Source organism: Gordonia sp. L191 (assembly GCF_030077625.1).
GTDB lineage: Bacteria > Actinomycetota > Actinomycetes > Mycobacteriales > Mycobacteriaceae > Gordonia > Gordonia polyisoprenivorans_A.
In genome coordinates, this window is record NZ_CP125996.1 from 4165643 (window position 1) to 4182083 (window position 16441).

Below are 16441 nucleotides of genomic sequence, written 5' to 3' on the forward strand. Positions count from 1 at the left end.
GTCTACGACGCCGCGGCGAGAACCTCGTCGAGAATGCTCGTGGCCTTCTCGTCGTCGGTGTTCTGAGCAAGCGAGAGCTCGTCGACGAGGACGCGACGAGCGCGGGTCAGCATGCGCTTCTCGCCTGCCGACAGTCCACGGTCCTGTTCACGACGCCACAGGTCGCGGACGATCTCGGCGACCTTGATGATGTCGCCGGAGATGAGCTTTTCTTGGTTGGCCTTGAACCGGCGAGCCCAGTTGGTGGGCTCCTCGGTGTGCGGGGCGCGCAAAACCTGGAAAACCTGATCGAGCCCCTCCTCGCCGACAACATCACGCACGCCGACGTACTCGAGCTTGGATGAGGGAATCTGGACGGTCATGTCACCATCGGCAACCTTGAGAACCAGGTATTCGATCTGTTCGCCCTTGATGGTCCGAATCACGATGTCTTCGACCCGAGCAGCACCGTGATGGGGATAGACAACGGTGTCGCCAACTTTGAAATTCAATGTTCCGTGCCCCTTTCGAGTATGGCCAGTCTAACACGGGCGCCCCAGACGGCCCAGACAACGGTGCAGGTCAAGGCCATGATGGGTGCTCGGCCTCGGCGTTTGGGCAGGTGAGGCACCACCCTTTAGCAAGCGTGTCGCCTCTGCGCAAGCGCGGCATCCACAGCCACACTCGCGCCCGCTGTCCGGGTCCGCTCCGTCGGCGACCTCGACGCGACACGGGCCAATCTGGCACCCCGCCGGGATTTTGTGACGCGCGCCCACTACGCTGCGTAGTGCAGCGTTCGTTCACTGCGTTTATGCGTTCGACTACCTGGGAGGAACGGGTGTCCGTGCCAACTCGACTTCGGCGACGACCTTCGACTGCACGACGCTTGGCGTCGGCGACCGCCATCGCGGCTGCGGGCGTCGCCATTGCGCTGGGCACCACCGGTTGTGGTGCGGGACAGATCGCGCAGACCTCCAACATGATGCCCGGGGTCAACGGTGGCGAGGCCACCGCGACCTGGGACAAGGTCGAGATCCGCAACCTCCAGGTGGTCTACCCGGCCGATCAGGCCGACACCGTGTTCGACAAGGGCGGGCCGTTCGAGGTGTCGTTCACCATCGCCAACAGCAGCCCCACCAAGACCTACAAGCTGACGAAGATCGCCGTGTCCCAGCAGGGTGCACCGTCCTCGGCGACGGTCACCATCACCGGCGAGCCGACCATCGCGCCCGGACAGGCAGTGCGCGCGGGCAACCCGGCAAACGTCCTGCCGGACGGCTCGGAGCCGAGCGCCTCCGACGAGTCGCAGAGCAGCACGGCATCGACCACTGCGGAGGCCGGCAGCACCGAGTCCAGCGCGACCACGACCAGCGCAGCCCGGCCGACCTCCGTGCTGCTCGGTGAGTCGGCGATGATGGCCGAACTCGACGGCGCCGGCAAGGCGGTCGCGCCGGGACTGACCACCGAACTCACCTTCTACTTCCAGGTGCAGGACGACAACGGCAACTGGGTCGACGCCGGCACCATCAAGGCCGATGCCGCGGTCGACGCGACCACCCTGGAAACCCGGGTCGATGAGCCGCGCGGCGGCCATGAGGCCGAGGGCGAAGGCGGGCACTGACGCTCGTCCCGGGCGAGAGCGCCGGGCAAGAGGCGCAGACAGATTCGCGGGCCGCACCCTTTCGAGGGTGCGGCCCGCAGTCTTTTCCGCGGGCGTGCGCGGACGTCGACGCCGACGGTCTAGACTCGCCTTCGTGCCCTCCTTCCGCCCACTGGGGTGGCCGGTGTTCCGCCAGTTGCGCACCGGCGACAGGTTCGGCCGGGGTCCGGCCGTGCAGTCGGCGCAGACGCGCGACCTGACACCGCGCACCGCCGACGCCGATGAGGTCGTGCAAAGTGTCTGCCCGTTCTGCGCTGTCGGATGTGGGCAGAAGGTCTATGTGAAGGACGGCCGGGTCATCCAGATCGAAGGTGACCCCGACTCCCCCATCTCGCGCGGACGGCTGTGCCCCAAGGGCGCGTCGAGTGAGCAACTGGTCAACAATCCGATGCGGCAGACCACGATTCGCTATCGGGCGCCGTATGCCACGGACTGGACCGACCTCGACCTCGACACCGCGATCGACATGATCGCCGACCGCTTCGTCGAGTCCCGTCGACGCACGTGGCAGGACACCGACGAGCAGGGCCGGATACTGCGCCGCACGATGGGTATCGCCTCGCTGGGCGGGGCGACGCTGGACAACGAAGAGAACTATCTGATCAAGAAGCTCTTCACCGCGGCCGGTGCCATCCAGATCGAGAACCAGGCGCGTATATGACACTCCGCCACGGTTCCCAGTCTGGGGACCTCGTTCGGACGCGGCGGCGCCACCCAGTCATTGCAGGACATGGCCAATGCGGATTGCATCGTGCTCATCGGCGGCAACATGGCCGAGGCACACCCGGTGGGCTTCCAGTGGGTGGTCGAGGCACGCACGCGTGGCGCTCGGGTGATCCACGTCGATCCCCGCTTCACCCGCACCTCGGCCAACGCCGACAAGCACATCTCGATCCGTGTGGGCTCCGACGTCGTGCTGCTCGGTGGGCTGATCAACTACATGCTCACCCATGAGCGGTACTTCCGGGAGTACGTGGTGGCCTACACCAACGCCGCGACGCTGGTGACCGAGGACTACCGCGACACCGAGGATCTCGGCGGTCTGTTCTCCGGGTTCGATCCCGAGACCGGTACCTACGATCCGACGACGTGGGCCTACGACCACCCGTCCGACGGCAAGGTCGCCTCGCCCGACGGCCACGAGCACGGGGCGTCGGCCTCGGCTCGCGCCGCCGGCGACGAACACGGTTCGGGCGGCCCACCCCTCGAGCACGCGCGGGTACGCCGCGACGAGTCGTTGACCCACCCGCGCAGCGTCTTTCAGATCCTCACACGCCACTTCGCCCGGTACACCCCGGAGATGGTGCGCGACATGTGCGGTATCTCGATCGCCGACTTCACTTATCTCGCCGAGGCGATCGCCGACAACTCCGGACGCGACCGCACTACCTGCTTCGGGTACGCGACCGGCTGGACGCAGCACACCCTCGGGGTGCAGTTCATCCGTACCGCGGCGATCCTGCAGTTGTTGATGGGCAACATCGGTCGGCCGGGCAGCGGGATCATGGCGTTGCGCGGGCACGCCAGCATACAGGGGTCGACCGACATCCCGACGCTGTTCAACCTGTTGCCCGGTTACCTGCCGATGCCGTCGGTCGGTAAGCACGACACCCTCGCCGATTACCTTGCCGCCGTGGGTTCCCCACAGCAGAAGGGGTTCTGGGCCTACGCCGACACCTACATGATCAGCTTGCTCAAGGCCTGGTTCGGTGACAAGGCGACCGCCGAGAACGACTGGGCCTACGATCTCCTGCCACGTCTGTCCGGTCCCGCGGGGACCTATCAGACGACCGTCGACATGCTCGCCGGCAAGGTCGAGGGCTATTTCGTGCTCGGGCAGAATCCGGCCGTCGGGTCGGCCAACGGCCGCCAGCAGCGGATGGCGATGTCGAAGCTGAAGTGGATGGTGGTCCGCGACCTCAACATGATCGAGTCGGCCACCTGGTGGCGCGACGGACCCGAGATCGCCTCGGGTGAACTACGCACCGCCGACATCGGCACCGAGGTGTTCTTCATGCCCGCGGCCACCCACGTGGAGAAAGCCGGATCCTTCACGCAGACACAGCGAATGGTGCAGTGGCGCCACCAGGCCGTATCGCCGCCTGGGCAGGCGCAGAGCGAGTTGGACTTCTTCTACGAGCTCGGCCGGCGTATCCGGGAACGGCTGGCCGACTCGACCGACGAACGCGACCGTGCGCTGCTCGATCTGACGTGGGACTACCCGCTCGACGAGCACGGCAACCCGGATCCGGAGGCGGTGCTCTCGGAGATCAACGGGTACTTCACCTCCGGGCCGCATGCGGGCGAGAACCTCACGTCGTACACGCAGATGGCGGCCGACGGATCGACCGCGGGTGGTTGCTGGATCTACACCGGTGTATATGCGCACGCCACCAATCAGGCGGCGCGTCGGGTACCGCAGGGCGGTGATTCGGTCAGCCAGCACGAGTGGGGTTGGGTGTGGCCGGCCGATCGGCGCATCCTCTACAACCGCGCCTCCGCCGACCCCGACGGCCGGCCGTGGAGCGAGCGCAAACGCTACATCTGGTGGGATGCCCAGGCCCGCAGGTGGACCGGCGACGACGTGCCCGACTTCCCGGTCGACAAGGCGCCCGATGCGCGGCCCGATCCAGACCTCGGCGGTGCCGAGGGGCTGGCCGGCGACGACCCGTTCATCATGCAATCCGACGGCAAGGCATGGCTGTTCGCCCCGAAGGGACTCGTCGACGGACCGCTGCCCGCACACTACGAGCCGCACGAGTCGCCGGTGGCCAACGCCCTGTATCCGCAACAGCAGGCGCCGGCGCGGATCACGTTCGCGCGCAGGGACAATCTGGGTGCGCCGAGCGCCGGTGACCGGGGCGACGAGGTCTATCCATTCGTGTTCACCACCTACCGACTGACCGAGCATCACACGGCCGGCGGGATGAGCCGATGGTCGCCGTTCCTGGCCGAGCTGCAACCGGAATTGTTCTGTGAGGTGTCACCGCAATTGGCGGCCGCGCGCGGACTGGTGAACGAGGGGTGGGCGACGATCATCTCGCCCCGCTCGGCGATCGAGGCGCGGGTGCTGGTGACCGATCGGATGACGCCGCTGCGCATCAACGGCCGTGAGGTGCACCAGGTGGGCCTGCCGTATCACTGGGGTCAGGGCGGCGACGCCGTCGTCACCGGCGACGCGGTGAACGACCTCCTCGGCGTCACCCTCGACCCCAATGTGCAGATCCAGGAGTCGAAGGTGGCCTCCTGCGACGTGATCGCGGGCCGGCGCCCACAAGGTCCCGCGCTGCTCGACCTCGTACGCCGCTACCAGGAACGCGCCGGGGTCACTGTGGAGACCGACAACACCCGGATCACCGACCCGGCACAGGAAACGGTGTACCCCGAACCCGGCGAACCAGGGAGGTCTGACTAGATGGGCCAATTGTCCGGACCGACCGACCCGACCGCGGACGCCCACTGGGGCGATCGCGAACGCCCGCGGAAGGGCTTCTTCACCGATACCTCGATCTGCATCGGCTGCAAGGCATGTGAGGTCGCCTGCAAGGAGTGGAACGGCAATCCGCGCGACGGTGATCTCGAGTTGACCGGGATGTCCTACGACAACACCGTCGCCCTCGGCGCGAGTACCTGGCGGCACGTCGCCTTCATCGAGCAGAACCGCGAACAGATCAGTGCCGCACGTGAATCCGGCCGCGCACTCACCGATCTGGGGATGCCCACGCTGCCGGGCGCGGCCGGGGCGCCGACGTCGACCGACACCCCGCGGGAGGTCGGTGAGGTGCAGGGGGTCGCCGGTGCACAGGCCGACGTCAGTCCACCGGATACCCCTGAGTTCCGGTGGCTGATGTCGTCGGATGTGTGCAAGCACTGCACGCATGCCGGATGTCTGGACGTCTGCCCCACCGGCGCGTTGTTCCGCACCGAATTCGGGACGGTCGTCGTACAACACGACGTGTGCAACGGATGCGGAACCTGTGTTGCCGGTTGCCCGTTCGGGGTCGTCGAACGCCGCTCGGACGGCACCGTCGAACCCACCACCCGCGAGGGCCAGCGCAAGGGTGAGCAGCCCCCGGTGCCCAAACGTGGTGTCGCACAGAAGTGCACGCTCTGCTATGACCGTCTCGTCGACGACGAGACCCCGGCCTGCGCCAAGACCTGCCCCACCACCTCCATCAAGTTCGGCGACCACGACGACCTCGTCGACGCCGCGCATGAACGCGTGGCGCATCTGCACGCACAGGGCATGACCGAGGCCCGGCTGTACGGGGCGAACACCAACGACGGCGTCGGCGGCACCGGGTCGGTGTTCCTGCTGCTCGACGAACCCGAGGTGTACGGGCTGCCGCCGGACCCCCGGGTGTGCACCGCCGACCTGCCCAGCATGTATCGGCGTGCCGGGGTCGCAGCCATAGGAATGCTTGCCGCCGCAGCGGTCTCATTCCTCACCGGGCGCGGGCGGTGAGCACCCGATGACCTCCGAGTACGACGCGCTGCGCCCGCCGGAGCCGCCACGACGCCGCGACCGCATTCGCAATCGGGTCACGCGGCGACGACCCGGCACGGTCGGGACCGACGGGTTGCGTGAGATGTCGATGGTGCCCGACGCCGAGTTCGAGAAACTCACCGGCGAGGGCTATTACGGCCATCCGGTGGTCAAACCCCCGCCGTGGGGCGACGAGATCGCGCTGTATCTGTTCCTCGGTGGCATCGGCGGCGGGTCGGGTGTGCTGGCTGCAGGAGCCCAACTGACCGGGCGGGATGCGTTGCGCCGCAACGCCCGGCTGGGCGGTCTGGCAGCGGTGGGGCTGGGTGCGGTGGCCTTGGTCGCCGACCTGGGTCGGCCGGACCGGTTCTACAACATGTTGCGGACCTTCAAGGTCACCTCTCCGATGAGCGTCGGATCGTGGATTCTCACCGCCTTCTCGGGCGGCATCGGGGTGGCCGCCGCCGCCGAGGTGGACCGGATGACCGGAGAGCGACTTCCGTTGGGGCCGTTGCGGACGGTGCTGCGGCTGGGTGAGGCTCCCGCCGGTCTCGTCGGTGGCGCGTTCGGGCCGCTGCTCGCGGTGTACACCGCGGTCCTGTTGGGCGACACCGCCACTCCCACATGGAATGCGATGCACCGCGACCTGCCGTTCGTGTTCGTCGGTTCGGCGAGTCTGGCGGCGAGCGGACTGGCCATGGTCACCACGCCGGTGGCCGAGGCGGCACCGGCCCGCGGTCTCGCCGTTGCCGGCGTCATCGGTGATGTGGCGGCGACCCGGCTCATGGAGCGTCGTATGGATTCGGTTGCGGCCGAGCCGCTTCACCACGGGCGTGCGGGCACGCTCATGCGCTGGGCGGAACGGCTCGCCGTCGTCGGCGGTGTCGGCGCACTGTTCTCGGGCCGGTCCCGCACGGTGTCGGCGGTCTCGGGGGTAACATTGCTGGCGGCGTCGGCCTGTACCCGCTTCGGGGTCTTCCACGCGGGCATCGAATCGGCAAAGGATCCGCGCTACACCATCATTCCGCAGAAACGCCGCCTGGCGGCCCGCCGGGCGGCCGGTGTCACCGACGATTCGATCACCACGGGTTATTGACACCGTGGGTCAGGCTCGGCGTCGGCGACCCGCTGTGGGGATGGTGCCGACTCGGGTACTGCGGTGAGCAGACGAACCGATTGCCGCCCTGACGTTTCGCCTCGTACATGGCCAGATCCGCCTCGCGGAGGAGGTCGTGGAGATTCCACGACGCGGCGGGCGCACCGGCCACCCCGACACTGATGGTCACCGGCGGCGTCGCATGTGCGTGGCCATCACGGCAGAGGTCGGCGGCGATCCGGCATCCGTCGTCGATGTCGCCATCGAGGACGACGACGAACTCCTCGCCTCCGATCCGCGCGGCGATCGTGGCCCGGCCCGCGACCTCCGCGCGTGCGGCGACGTCGGCGATCCGATTCGCGATCTGCACCAACACCAGGTCTCCGAGCTGATGGCCTCGGGTGTCGTTGATCCGCTTGAACTCGTCGACGTCGATCATGATCATCGTGACCCGACCGGTGGTGCTCTGCAGACGTGGGGCGAACCGCGCCAGCCCACGGCGATTGACCAGGCGCGTCAACGGATCATGTTGCGCCACCATCGCGTCGCTGCCCAGGCGCCAGAACATGAACTGAGCCATCGGGAGGACGAACAGGACGAGAGCTACCGGGGCAACACCTTTCGACACCGCCAACGCCAGGTGCCCGGGTCCGGGCTCGTCCGCCATCCGGATGACGATCGCGCACATGACGATCGCCGCGAAGACGGCGTGCAACGCGTGGACCGCCGGCGCGCAGTAGAACGCCGCCAGCATGCTGACGACGAGGAACACCGAGGTGCCGGCGAGCCCCAACGCGGGATCGGGATGACTCATGCAGGCCAGTGCCACGATCACGTCGGTGGCCGCCACGAGCATCACGGCCTCGGTACGTCCGCGTGGCGGCAACACCCACCAACGCACGACGTAGGTCGCCCCGAGAACCACCCCGACCGCGAGCAGCGAACGAACCACGTCGTTGTATTCACCGGCAGGGCTGAACACACCGCCGGCCGCGGCGATCGTCATGATCAGGGTACCGAGGGAGAAACTGATCTGCTTGAGGCGCATGTGGCCGATGCGCTCCCAGAACGGCAATCCCCACTCGACTTCGCCATCACCGACAAACCATGATGTGAACGTCGAAGTGGGCGTGTCCAACTCGCCCATCCTGGTACTCGCTTCCGCCGAAAAACCTGCGGACCGAATGTACGACGCACCGGGCGCGAGCACGTGGGTCCAAAGACCCCTTCTCCGCATCGGAGAGTCTCGGAGCCTCAGCGCACGTGGATTCCAGCACCGGCCACGGTCTCACCGATCACCGGAAAGCCGGGCACTTCACCGATCAGCAGAAGTCCGCCGGAGGTTTGTGCGTCGGCGAGAAACAGCAGATCGTCGTCGGTGACGGTGTCCGCCGCATCGAGATGCGGCCGCACCCAGTCGAGGTTCCGTCGGGTACCGCCGGACACGAATCCGTCGCGCAGTGCCTCGAGTGCCCCGTCGACAGCGGGCACCGCCGCACGATCGATGACGGCACCCACGCCCGATGCGCGCGCGAGCTTGTGCAGGTGTCCGAGCAGTCCGAAGCCGGTCACGTCGGTCCCGGCGCGCACCCCGGCCGCGAGCGCCGCCTGCGAGGCGGTGTCGTTGAGCGCGGTCATCGTCGCGATCGCAGCCTCGAATACCTCACCGGTCTGCTTGTGACGATTGTTGAGGAGACCGACGCCGATCGGTTTGGTCAGCGTGATCGGCAGTCCCGCCACCGCGGCGTCATTGCGGATCAGCCGGGCCGGGTCCGCGGTTCCGGTCACGGCCATCCCGTACTTGGGCTCGGGATCGTCGATGCTGTGTCCGCCGATCACCGGACATCCCGCCCGCCCGGCCACGTCGAGACCACCCCGCAGCACTTCCGTCAGCAACTCCATCGGCAACGTATCCCGGGGCCAGCCAACGAGATTGATCGCCACCACGGGGCGTCCGCCCATGGCGTAGATGTCCGACAACGCATTTGCGGCGGCTATCGCACCCCACGTGAACGCGTCGTCGACAACTGGAGTGAAGAAATCGGCGGTCGACAGCACGGCCAGATCGTCACGTACCCGAACCGCAGCGGCGTCATCGCCGTCGTCGAGACCGACCAGGATGTTCTCCCCCACCTGCCCGGTCAGCCCGGCCACCGCGGCCTCCAACTCGCCCGGGGGAATCTTGCACGCGCACCCCCCGCCGTGCGCGAACCCCGTCAGCCGCAACGCCCCGATGTCATCCACCGCACTCATGCCCCGATGCTACGGCAATGCACGACGCACCTTCCCGATGGTCAAAACCTCCCCGATCGACGAGCAACCGCCCTCCCCGTTGATCAAGCACCCTCCCCCCGATGGTCGAGAACCCTCCCCCCCCCGTTGATCGAGAACCTCTCCCCCGCGATGGTCGTGAACCATTTCCCCTCGATGGTCGAGGCGCGAGCCGCGTGCGGCGAGCCTCGAGACCTGGCGAGATGACAAGCTGCCCAACCACATCGAGGACAAACAAACGAAAGTCGCACCCCTACCACACCCCACCGACAAAACGTCAGCGCCGAAACACGTTGTCCACAAGCAGAATTCACCAAAACACCCCTTGCATCGAGCACCCCGGCGAGGTACACTGGACCCATCACATCGATCAGCCACCGGGGAGGGGCCCATGATCGACACCACCACAATTCTTGACGTCAAAGATGTTGACGCCGCGGAAGTTTTCGCCGCCATCGTCACCCAACTCAGCGACCTGCAATGGAACGCGGACATGACCGGACCCCAAGCCTTCGGTGCGATGAAACAAGTCCTGTTGTTGCGGAACCTGGTTGATCACCACGCCACCACCCTCGCCGGCGAACTGGACCGACTGGGCGTGGCCGATCACAAGACGACCCGACTTCGGGAGTTGTTGATCAGCATGGGCTTCGCACCCTCGGTCGCAGGTCGGTACGTGCGGATCTCGGCCACCACCGATGTCGATCTGTTGTTGGCGCATGCCGCTGACGGGTCCATCTCCTCCGAACACACCGACGCCATCGTCCGCGGACTGGCGCACATCGACACCCGCTCCCCCGAACCCCTCAACACCGTCCACCGGTGTGAATACCTGCAGAAACTGCTGTCCCACTACTTCGCCGGATTCACCCCCGCCGAAATCAACCTCTACGCGCGACAGTTGGGTAACGAGTTGGCGGCCGACACACCTGGCGGGTTACCAGCCGCCGAGGACAAGAACATCAACTCCTACACCGACCGCATCACCGACGACGGACGGCTGGAAATCTCGGCGAACCTCGACATCATCGCCGGGGAAAAGACCCGCACTCTGATGGAAACCCTGTCGGCACCCAAGCCTCAACCCGACGGGTCCCCCGATCCCCGCACGCCCGAACAAATCTGCGCGGCCGCGTTCGAAACGATCGTCGAACTCGCGGCACAAGGATTGGCCGACACAACCTTCTCCGCCAAACCGACCAACGGACTGTTGTGGACCTGGTCAGCCGACAACCCCGCACTCGGTGGGGACCTGCAGAACATGGGAGCCATCACCGAAGCGACCGCGAAAATGTTGTCGTGCGACACCACCATCACCAAGATCACCCTCAACACTGACGGTGTACCCCTCGACGTCGGACGCCAGGAACGCTTCTTCACCCCCGGACAACGCAAAGCACTACTCGTCAGGGATCGCGGATGCATCACATGCGGTGCCCACGCCGGACGCTGCCAAGCACACCACGTGCACCACTGGGCCGATGGCGGTCCCACCGACCTCGACAACGGCTGCCTCCTCTGCACCAGCTGCCACGACGACGTCCACCACCACGGCTGGGACATCATCATCGGATTCGACCGCCACCCCTGGCTCATCCCACCCGCCAGCATCGACCCGAAACGACAACCAGTGCCGTCCTACCACCGACGCACCATGCGACTCGACGACACCGCAGCCTGACCTACCCTGCCCCACAACCTGAATCCCCGCACCCGGGATCGCCGGGACCGCATCTGTTGTTTGAGAACTCCATAGTGAAATCCCCACCCGATGGTCGAGGTGTGGTGCCGCCCGTGGCCCGGAATCCCGTCAGCACAAGAGGTCTCGAGGCTCGTCGCTAGCGCTCCTCGGCACCTCGACCACCGGGATGGGATGGACCGTCGGATGGGACGGCCATCGGGATGGGATGGACCGTCGGGCGGGAATGCGTCAACATCCTTCCGCGGCGAGTCGTCTTCCTCCGATGGTCGAGGTGCGAGCCGCGTGCGGCGAGCCTCGAGACCGCCTGAGCGGTCGCTGGAACTGGACCACCGTGCCCCGGAATCCTTTCACCACAACAGGTCTCGAGGCTCGTCGCTGGCGCTCCTCGACACCTCGACCACCGGGGATGGGATGGACCGTCGGGTGGGAAGAGTCGCCGGGTGGGAAGGGCGGAGCATCCTTCGAATCATCGCCTTCCCCCGATGGTCGAGGTGCGAGCCGCGTGCGGCAAGCCTCGAGACCGTCTGCACCAGAGCTGGATTCAGCTCACAGCGCTACCTCAACGGAAGGCGAGGATGTCGTTGCCCCAGGTGTCGCGGAGGTTGTCGTCGAGCCCTTGGACGACGCGATCGTCCTCGTCGATCACCAGGGAACGGCGATCGTCGCTGCGATATCGGGGCCACGAGGGCGTCGGACCCGAGTCGAGCCGGACGTCGGGAACACCTTGTCGCACAAACGATCCCCAACGACCGAGGAGGCGTTCGGCAATCTTCTCACCGGTTGCCCGTCCGCCCAGCTTGTAGGTGATGTCCTTGCGTCCGGCGGGCAGATTGCCCCAGGTGTAGTTGAGCTCTGTGCCGTGCGTGGCGCCGAGGCGCAGTACACGGAACATCCTTGGCGCCCAGTCGAATCGGTACATGTACACCGGCGCCACCTCGGCGTGCGCGTCGGCCACCCACAGCGTCGGCATCCGGAAAGCCAGGTCACGCGCAATCCCGAGCCCGGCAGCCTTGGCATTTCGTGGATACGCAGCAAGCACTGTGCGCTCATCGGGGACATGGAGTTCGGGTTGTTCGAGCGCGATCCGCTCGAACATGGTGCGGATCGTCGGCAGATCGATCGGCATCAACGGGGATTTCATGTAACGGAACAGCGCGGACTCGTCGCGGTTCGTTCCGATCAGCAGCGGCACCGGGATCGATTCACCGGCCCGGTACACGTCGATCGGATGATGCGGAACCAGATCCCCGTCGACTGTGACCGTGAAGGCCAGTATTCCCGGATTCTCTTGCGGCACTTCGGCGAAGACCTGCATCTGCGCGTCGACGAACTGCGCCGACGACGCCGAGCGCAGATCGCCGGGAATCGCGGCGGCGATACGCTCGGAGACAATCCCCATACGCTGCGCCGAGGCGACCGCCGTCGCCGGTGAACTCTGGGCGATCGCCCGATGGAACAGTCCGCGAGCGGCCGGGATCGTGAGCAGCGTGGTGACGATCCCACCACCAGCCGACTCGCCGGCCACCGTCACCTGCGCCGGGTCGCCACCGAACCCGGAGATGTTGTCACGCACCCACGTCAACGCGGCCAACACATCCGACAACGCGACATTGGTTTCCGCGCCGTGGATCACCGGCCCCATGTCGGCGAAGCCGAAGGCGCCGACGCGGTAGTTGATCGTCACCACAACGACGTCACGCTGCGCGGCCATCCGGGTGCCGTCGTACAGCGGTTGGCTGCCGGACCCGAAAACGTAGGCGCCACCATGTACCCACACGATCACCGGTCGCGGTGAGTCGGCGCCGGCCACCGGGGCCCACACGTTGAGGAACAGACAGTCCTCGTCCATCACCGGATCACTACCCAGACCGATCGCCGGATTACGCGCCTGCGGGCATACCGCACCAAACCGGTCGGCGTCGACGACCCCAGTATGCGGAGTCGCCGGACGCGCACGGCGCCAACGATTCTCACCCACGGGCGGCGCGGCGTACCGGATGCCCTTCCACACGTGAATCCAGTGGTCACGAACACCGAGATAGGCGCCTGAGGTGGTCTCCACCACCGGAGCCGAAGAGTCGCCGCCGCCCTGTGTGTCACTCATGCTCAGGCCTCACGCTCGATCGGACAGGACATGCACCGCGGCCCGCCTCGACCACGCCCGAGCTCCGACCCCGACATGGCGATGACCTGAATACCGTTGTCACCCAGATACTTGTTGGTCGTGACATTGCGCTCGTACCCGACCACGACACCCGGCGACACGGTCAAGAAATTGTTGCCGTCGTCCCACTGCGCCCGGGCCGCCTCGAGCCGGTCGATCGGTGCCTTGAGAACCCGCAACGTGTCCACCCCGAGCGCCTCGGCCACCACGGCGAACAACTCGGCGTTCTCGGTCACGGTGAAGTGTCCCTGATCATTTCGCGGGACCAGAGTGTAGGAGCGCAACGTATCCGGCAGATACGGGTAGACACTGAACGCGTCGCGATCGACCTGGGTCATGGCGGTGTCGAGATGCATGAACGCCCGCTCCATCGGGAGTTCGACGACGATAACCTTGTCGACGGCCCCCGACTTGAACAGGTTTTCGGCGAGTACCTCGATGCCCTGCGGGGCGGTGCGTTCACTCATGCCGATCATCACCGTGCGGTTGCCGATGACGAGAATGTCACCGCCCTCGATGGTGGCCGGTGTATGCCGCAACGGATCGTTGCCGTTGTAGAAGGCGAACTCCTCCGCGGTGAACATCGGATGGAAGTTGTAGATCAACCGCGAGTTGATGGTCTCGCGTTGCCGTGCCGGTTTGGCCATCGGGTTGAGGTTGACCCCGGCATAGATCCACGCCGAATTGTCGCGCTGGAAAAGGTGATTGGGCAGCGGTGCGAGGAGGAAGCCGTCGTCGTCGAGGCTGTGGAGCAGCAGGCTCGACACGCCACCGAGGTGTGGCGCCGCCTCTCGCTTGAGCATGCCGCCGATCAACAACTCGGCCAGCTGATCAGGTGTGCGTTCGTCGAGCAACTCCTGCAGTGGTCCGTCGAGTTCGGTCCCGAACTGGGTTTCGGTGATCAGCTCGGCCGCCAACTCGTCGCGCGCACCGTCCTGGGCGAGTGCCTCGGCCAGCAGGTCCTGATAGAGATGCACCGTCACCCCGAGATCGCGCAGGATCTGCTGGAACTGCTCGTGCTCCTCCTGCGCCTTCTCGGCCCACATGACGTCGTCGAACAGCAGTCCCTTGACGTTGTCGGGTGTGAGACGCAACAACTCGATCCCGGGCTTGTGCAGGATGACCTGGGTGAGCGTCCCCACTTCGGAGTCGACGTGGAAAGTCATACGCGAACTCTAATCGCGCACACAGGCCGGCGCGGGACGATGGCAACTCGACGACATCCACTGCACCCACCCACACCGACGGCCCGTCCGAAATCACACCGGACGGGCCGCGGTCTGCAGGCGAGCCCCCTGTCAGGATTGAACTGACGACCGCTCGCTTACAAGGCGAGTGCTCTACCACTGAGCTAAGGAGGCATGCTTTTGCGCGAGTATATCCGCCGCACCGCCCGCCGCCTCATCGGCACCAGCCAGGCCACGATCGACACCATCGAACCCGGCAGCATCATGGTGGCGCCCCGGCGCCCGATCGATCGGTTCGACGTCGGGGCCATCACCGAGGTGCTCGACCTGGCGACCAAGATCGGCGCGGTGCTACTCGACTCGGGGACCGGCGCGATCGACACCGGTAGCCAGATCCAGTTCGTCGCGAACATCTACGGCATCGAGGATGTCGATGTGGATGTCACCTACAACACCATCGTCGTCAGTGCCCGACGCGGTGCGACGTTGCCGCCCATCACGACGATGGAGACCGTCCACTACCGGTCGCTGGACTTCACCCGACTCGCGCAGGTCGACAAACTCATCCGCCGCATCCGGGATTCGGCGATCACCCCGGCCACCGCGCACCGGATGGTCGACGCGATCATCGCCGCCCCGCACCCCTACCCCTACAAGGTCGCGACTCTCGCGTGGGGGCTGATGGCCGCAGGCATCAGCGTGCTGCTCGGTGGCGGACCGCTGATCGCGCTGTTGGCGTTCGTGACGACCGGGGTGACCGTGACCATCAATCGGCTGCTCAATCGCATCGGCACCCCGATCTTCTTCCAACAGGTCACCGGCGGCTTCATCGCGGTGGTCCCGGCGGCGCTGGTGTTCGAGGGCGGCGAGAAACTCGGGATCGAGATCATGCCGTCCCAGGTCATTGCGGCGGGCATCGTCGTGCTGCTGTCCGGGCTGTCGTTGGTGGGCTCGGTGCAGGACGCCATCACCGGCGCACCGATCACCGGTGTCGCCCGCTTCTTCGAGCTGTTGCTGATGACCGGCGGCATCATCGCAGGCGTCGGCATGGCGTTGCGGATGCTGTCGGCGGTCGGCATCTATCTGCCTGCCATCACCACCACCACCGAGTTCGCCGCCGTCGACATCCCCGCACGGGTGGCCGCGGGCGCCTTCGCCGCATTCGCGTTCGCGTTGGCCTGTTACGCCGAGCGGCGCGCGCTGCCGGTCGCCTTCATCTCGGGCGTGATCGGTGTCGGCGTCGCCGCGGGCGCCTCGTTCATCCCGGTCGGCGACGTCATCGGGTCCGGTCTGGCCGCGGTCTGCATCGGGATGCTCGGTGGTCTGCTGGCGCGCCGTGCACTCACCCCGCCATTGGTCGTCGCCGTCGCCGGCATCACGCCCCTGCTGCCGGGTCTCGCCGTCTACCGAGGTCTGTACGGGCTGCTCAACGATCAGACTCTCGACGGACTCACCTGGGCCGGAAGCGCACTGGGCGTGGGCTGCGCGCTGGCCGCGGGGGTGACCCTCGGCGAGTTCATCGCCCGCACGCTGCGCCGGCCCCAGATCGTCCGGCCCGAATGGGCACACCGGCGCCGCCTGCGCCGACGCCGCCGGATCGAGTGGTGACCGCGAAGCCCTCAGCGGGTGACCGAGTACCATAGGAGGTCGCGCGCACCACACGACGGTGCGACAACCACGACATCCGACGACCGGGGCGCCCCATCCGGGGCCACGACCGAGGGGACATGATGGCAGCAGCCAAAACCACCGACATCGCCGACGAAGAGCTGGAGCCGGTGGCCGACGAGACCGCGATCTCCGCGCGACGCGTCGTCGCCGCCTACGCGACAGACGCCGACGAGTGCCGGATGCTGCTGGCGATGTTGGGAATCGCACCGGGCGAGAACGCCTGAC

General features: G+C 66.5%; 12 protein-coding genes and 1 tRNA gene. 7 read left to right on the forward strand and 6 right to left on the reverse strand.

The window, feature by feature from the left end:
• Positions 1-2: 2 nt before the first annotated feature.
• Entirely contained in the window at positions 3-491 is a 489-nt protein-coding gene (locus QNM97_RS18830) for a CarD family transcriptional regulator (RefSeq protein ID WP_006372593.1), read from the reverse strand.
• A gap of 374 nt (positions 492-865) precedes the next feature.
• Here QNM97_RS18830 and QNM97_RS18835 point away from each other — a divergent pair, with 374 nt between their 5' ends.
• The 4 genes from QNM97_RS18835 (at position 866) to nrfD (ending at position 7221) form a co-directional block, all read left to right on the forward strand.
• Entirely contained in the window at positions 866-1600 is a 735-nt protein-coding gene (locus QNM97_RS18835; protein WP_208794368.1) for a hypothetical protein, read from the forward strand.
• Between the two features lie 133 nt (positions 1601-1733).
• Entirely contained in the window at positions 1734-5054 is a 3321-nt protein-coding gene (gene fdh, locus QNM97_RS18840; protein ID WP_283819809.1) for a formate dehydrogenase, read from the forward strand.
• Positions 5055-6104 (forward strand): 4Fe-4S dicluster domain-containing protein, encoded by a 1050-nt coding sequence (locus QNM97_RS18845; protein WP_283819810.1) that lies wholly within the window; start codon positions 5055-5057, stop codon positions 6102-6104.
• Between the two features lie 7 nt (positions 6105-6111).
• Positions 6112-7221 carry an NrfD/PsrC family molybdoenzyme membrane anchor subunit gene (gene nrfD / locus QNM97_RS18850; RefSeq protein ID WP_283819811.1) on the forward strand — a complete coding sequence of 370 codons (1110 nt, stop codon included), beginning with the start codon at positions 6112-6114 and terminating at the stop codon, positions 7219-7221.
• On the opposite strand, the gene QNM97_RS18855 is transcribed toward nrfD, so the two are convergent.
• Positions 7205-8368, reverse strand: coding sequence for a GGDEF domain-containing protein (locus QNM97_RS18855; RefSeq protein WP_283819812.1), 1164 nt, complete (start codon positions 8366-8368; stop codon positions 7205-7207). The two genes, nrfD and QNM97_RS18855, sit on opposite strands and share 17 nt — an antisense overlap.
• 107 nt (positions 8369-8475) lie before the next feature.
• On the reverse strand, positions 8476-9474 hold the full coding sequence (gene selD, locus QNM97_RS18860; RefSeq protein ID WP_283819813.1) for a selenide, water dikinase SelD: 999 nt from the start codon (positions 9472-9474) through the stop codon (positions 8476-8478).
• A 409-nt stretch (positions 9475-9883) separates the two neighbouring features.
• Between selD and QNM97_RS18865 the strand changes: the two genes are divergently transcribed.
• A complete protein-coding gene (locus QNM97_RS18865; protein WP_283819814.1) occupies positions 9884-11173 on the forward strand; it encodes an HNH endonuclease in 1290 nt (429 codons plus the stop codon).
• 580 nt (positions 11174-11753) lie between these two features.
• Here QNM97_RS18865 and QNM97_RS18870 read toward each other — a convergent pair.
• The 3 genes from QNM97_RS18870 to QNM97_RS18880 form a co-directional block, all read right to left on the reverse strand.
• Complete coding sequence (locus QNM97_RS18870) at positions 11754-13298, reverse strand: carboxylesterase/lipase family protein (protein WP_283819815.1); 1545 nt, start codon at positions 13296-13298, stop codon at positions 11754-11756.
• A 2-nt stretch (positions 13299-13300) separates the two neighbouring features.
• On the reverse strand, positions 13301-14524 hold the full coding sequence (locus QNM97_RS18875; RefSeq protein WP_283819816.1) for an arginine deiminase: 1224 nt from the start codon (positions 14522-14524) through the stop codon (positions 13301-13303).
• Between the two features lie 123 nt (positions 14525-14647).
• A tRNA-Thr gene (locus QNM97_RS18880) sits at positions 14648-14719 on the reverse strand.
• Positions 14720-14725: 6 nt separating this feature from the next.
• On the opposite strand from QNM97_RS18880, the gene QNM97_RS18885 reads away from it, so the two are divergent.
• Both QNM97_RS18885 and QNM97_RS18890 read left to right on the forward strand, forming a co-directional pair.
• The gene (locus QNM97_RS18885) at positions 14726-16153 is read left to right on the forward strand and encodes a threonine/serine exporter family protein (protein ID WP_208794355.1); all 1428 of its coding nucleotides are present in this window, start codon (positions 14726-14728) and stop codon (positions 16151-16153) included.
• 122 nt (positions 16154-16275) lie between these two features.
• On the forward strand, positions 16276-16440 hold the full coding sequence (locus QNM97_RS18890; RefSeq protein ID WP_172398723.1) for a hypothetical protein: 165 nt from the start codon (positions 16276-16278) through the stop codon (positions 16438-16440).
• The last annotated feature ends 1 nt before the right edge of the window (position 16441 follow it).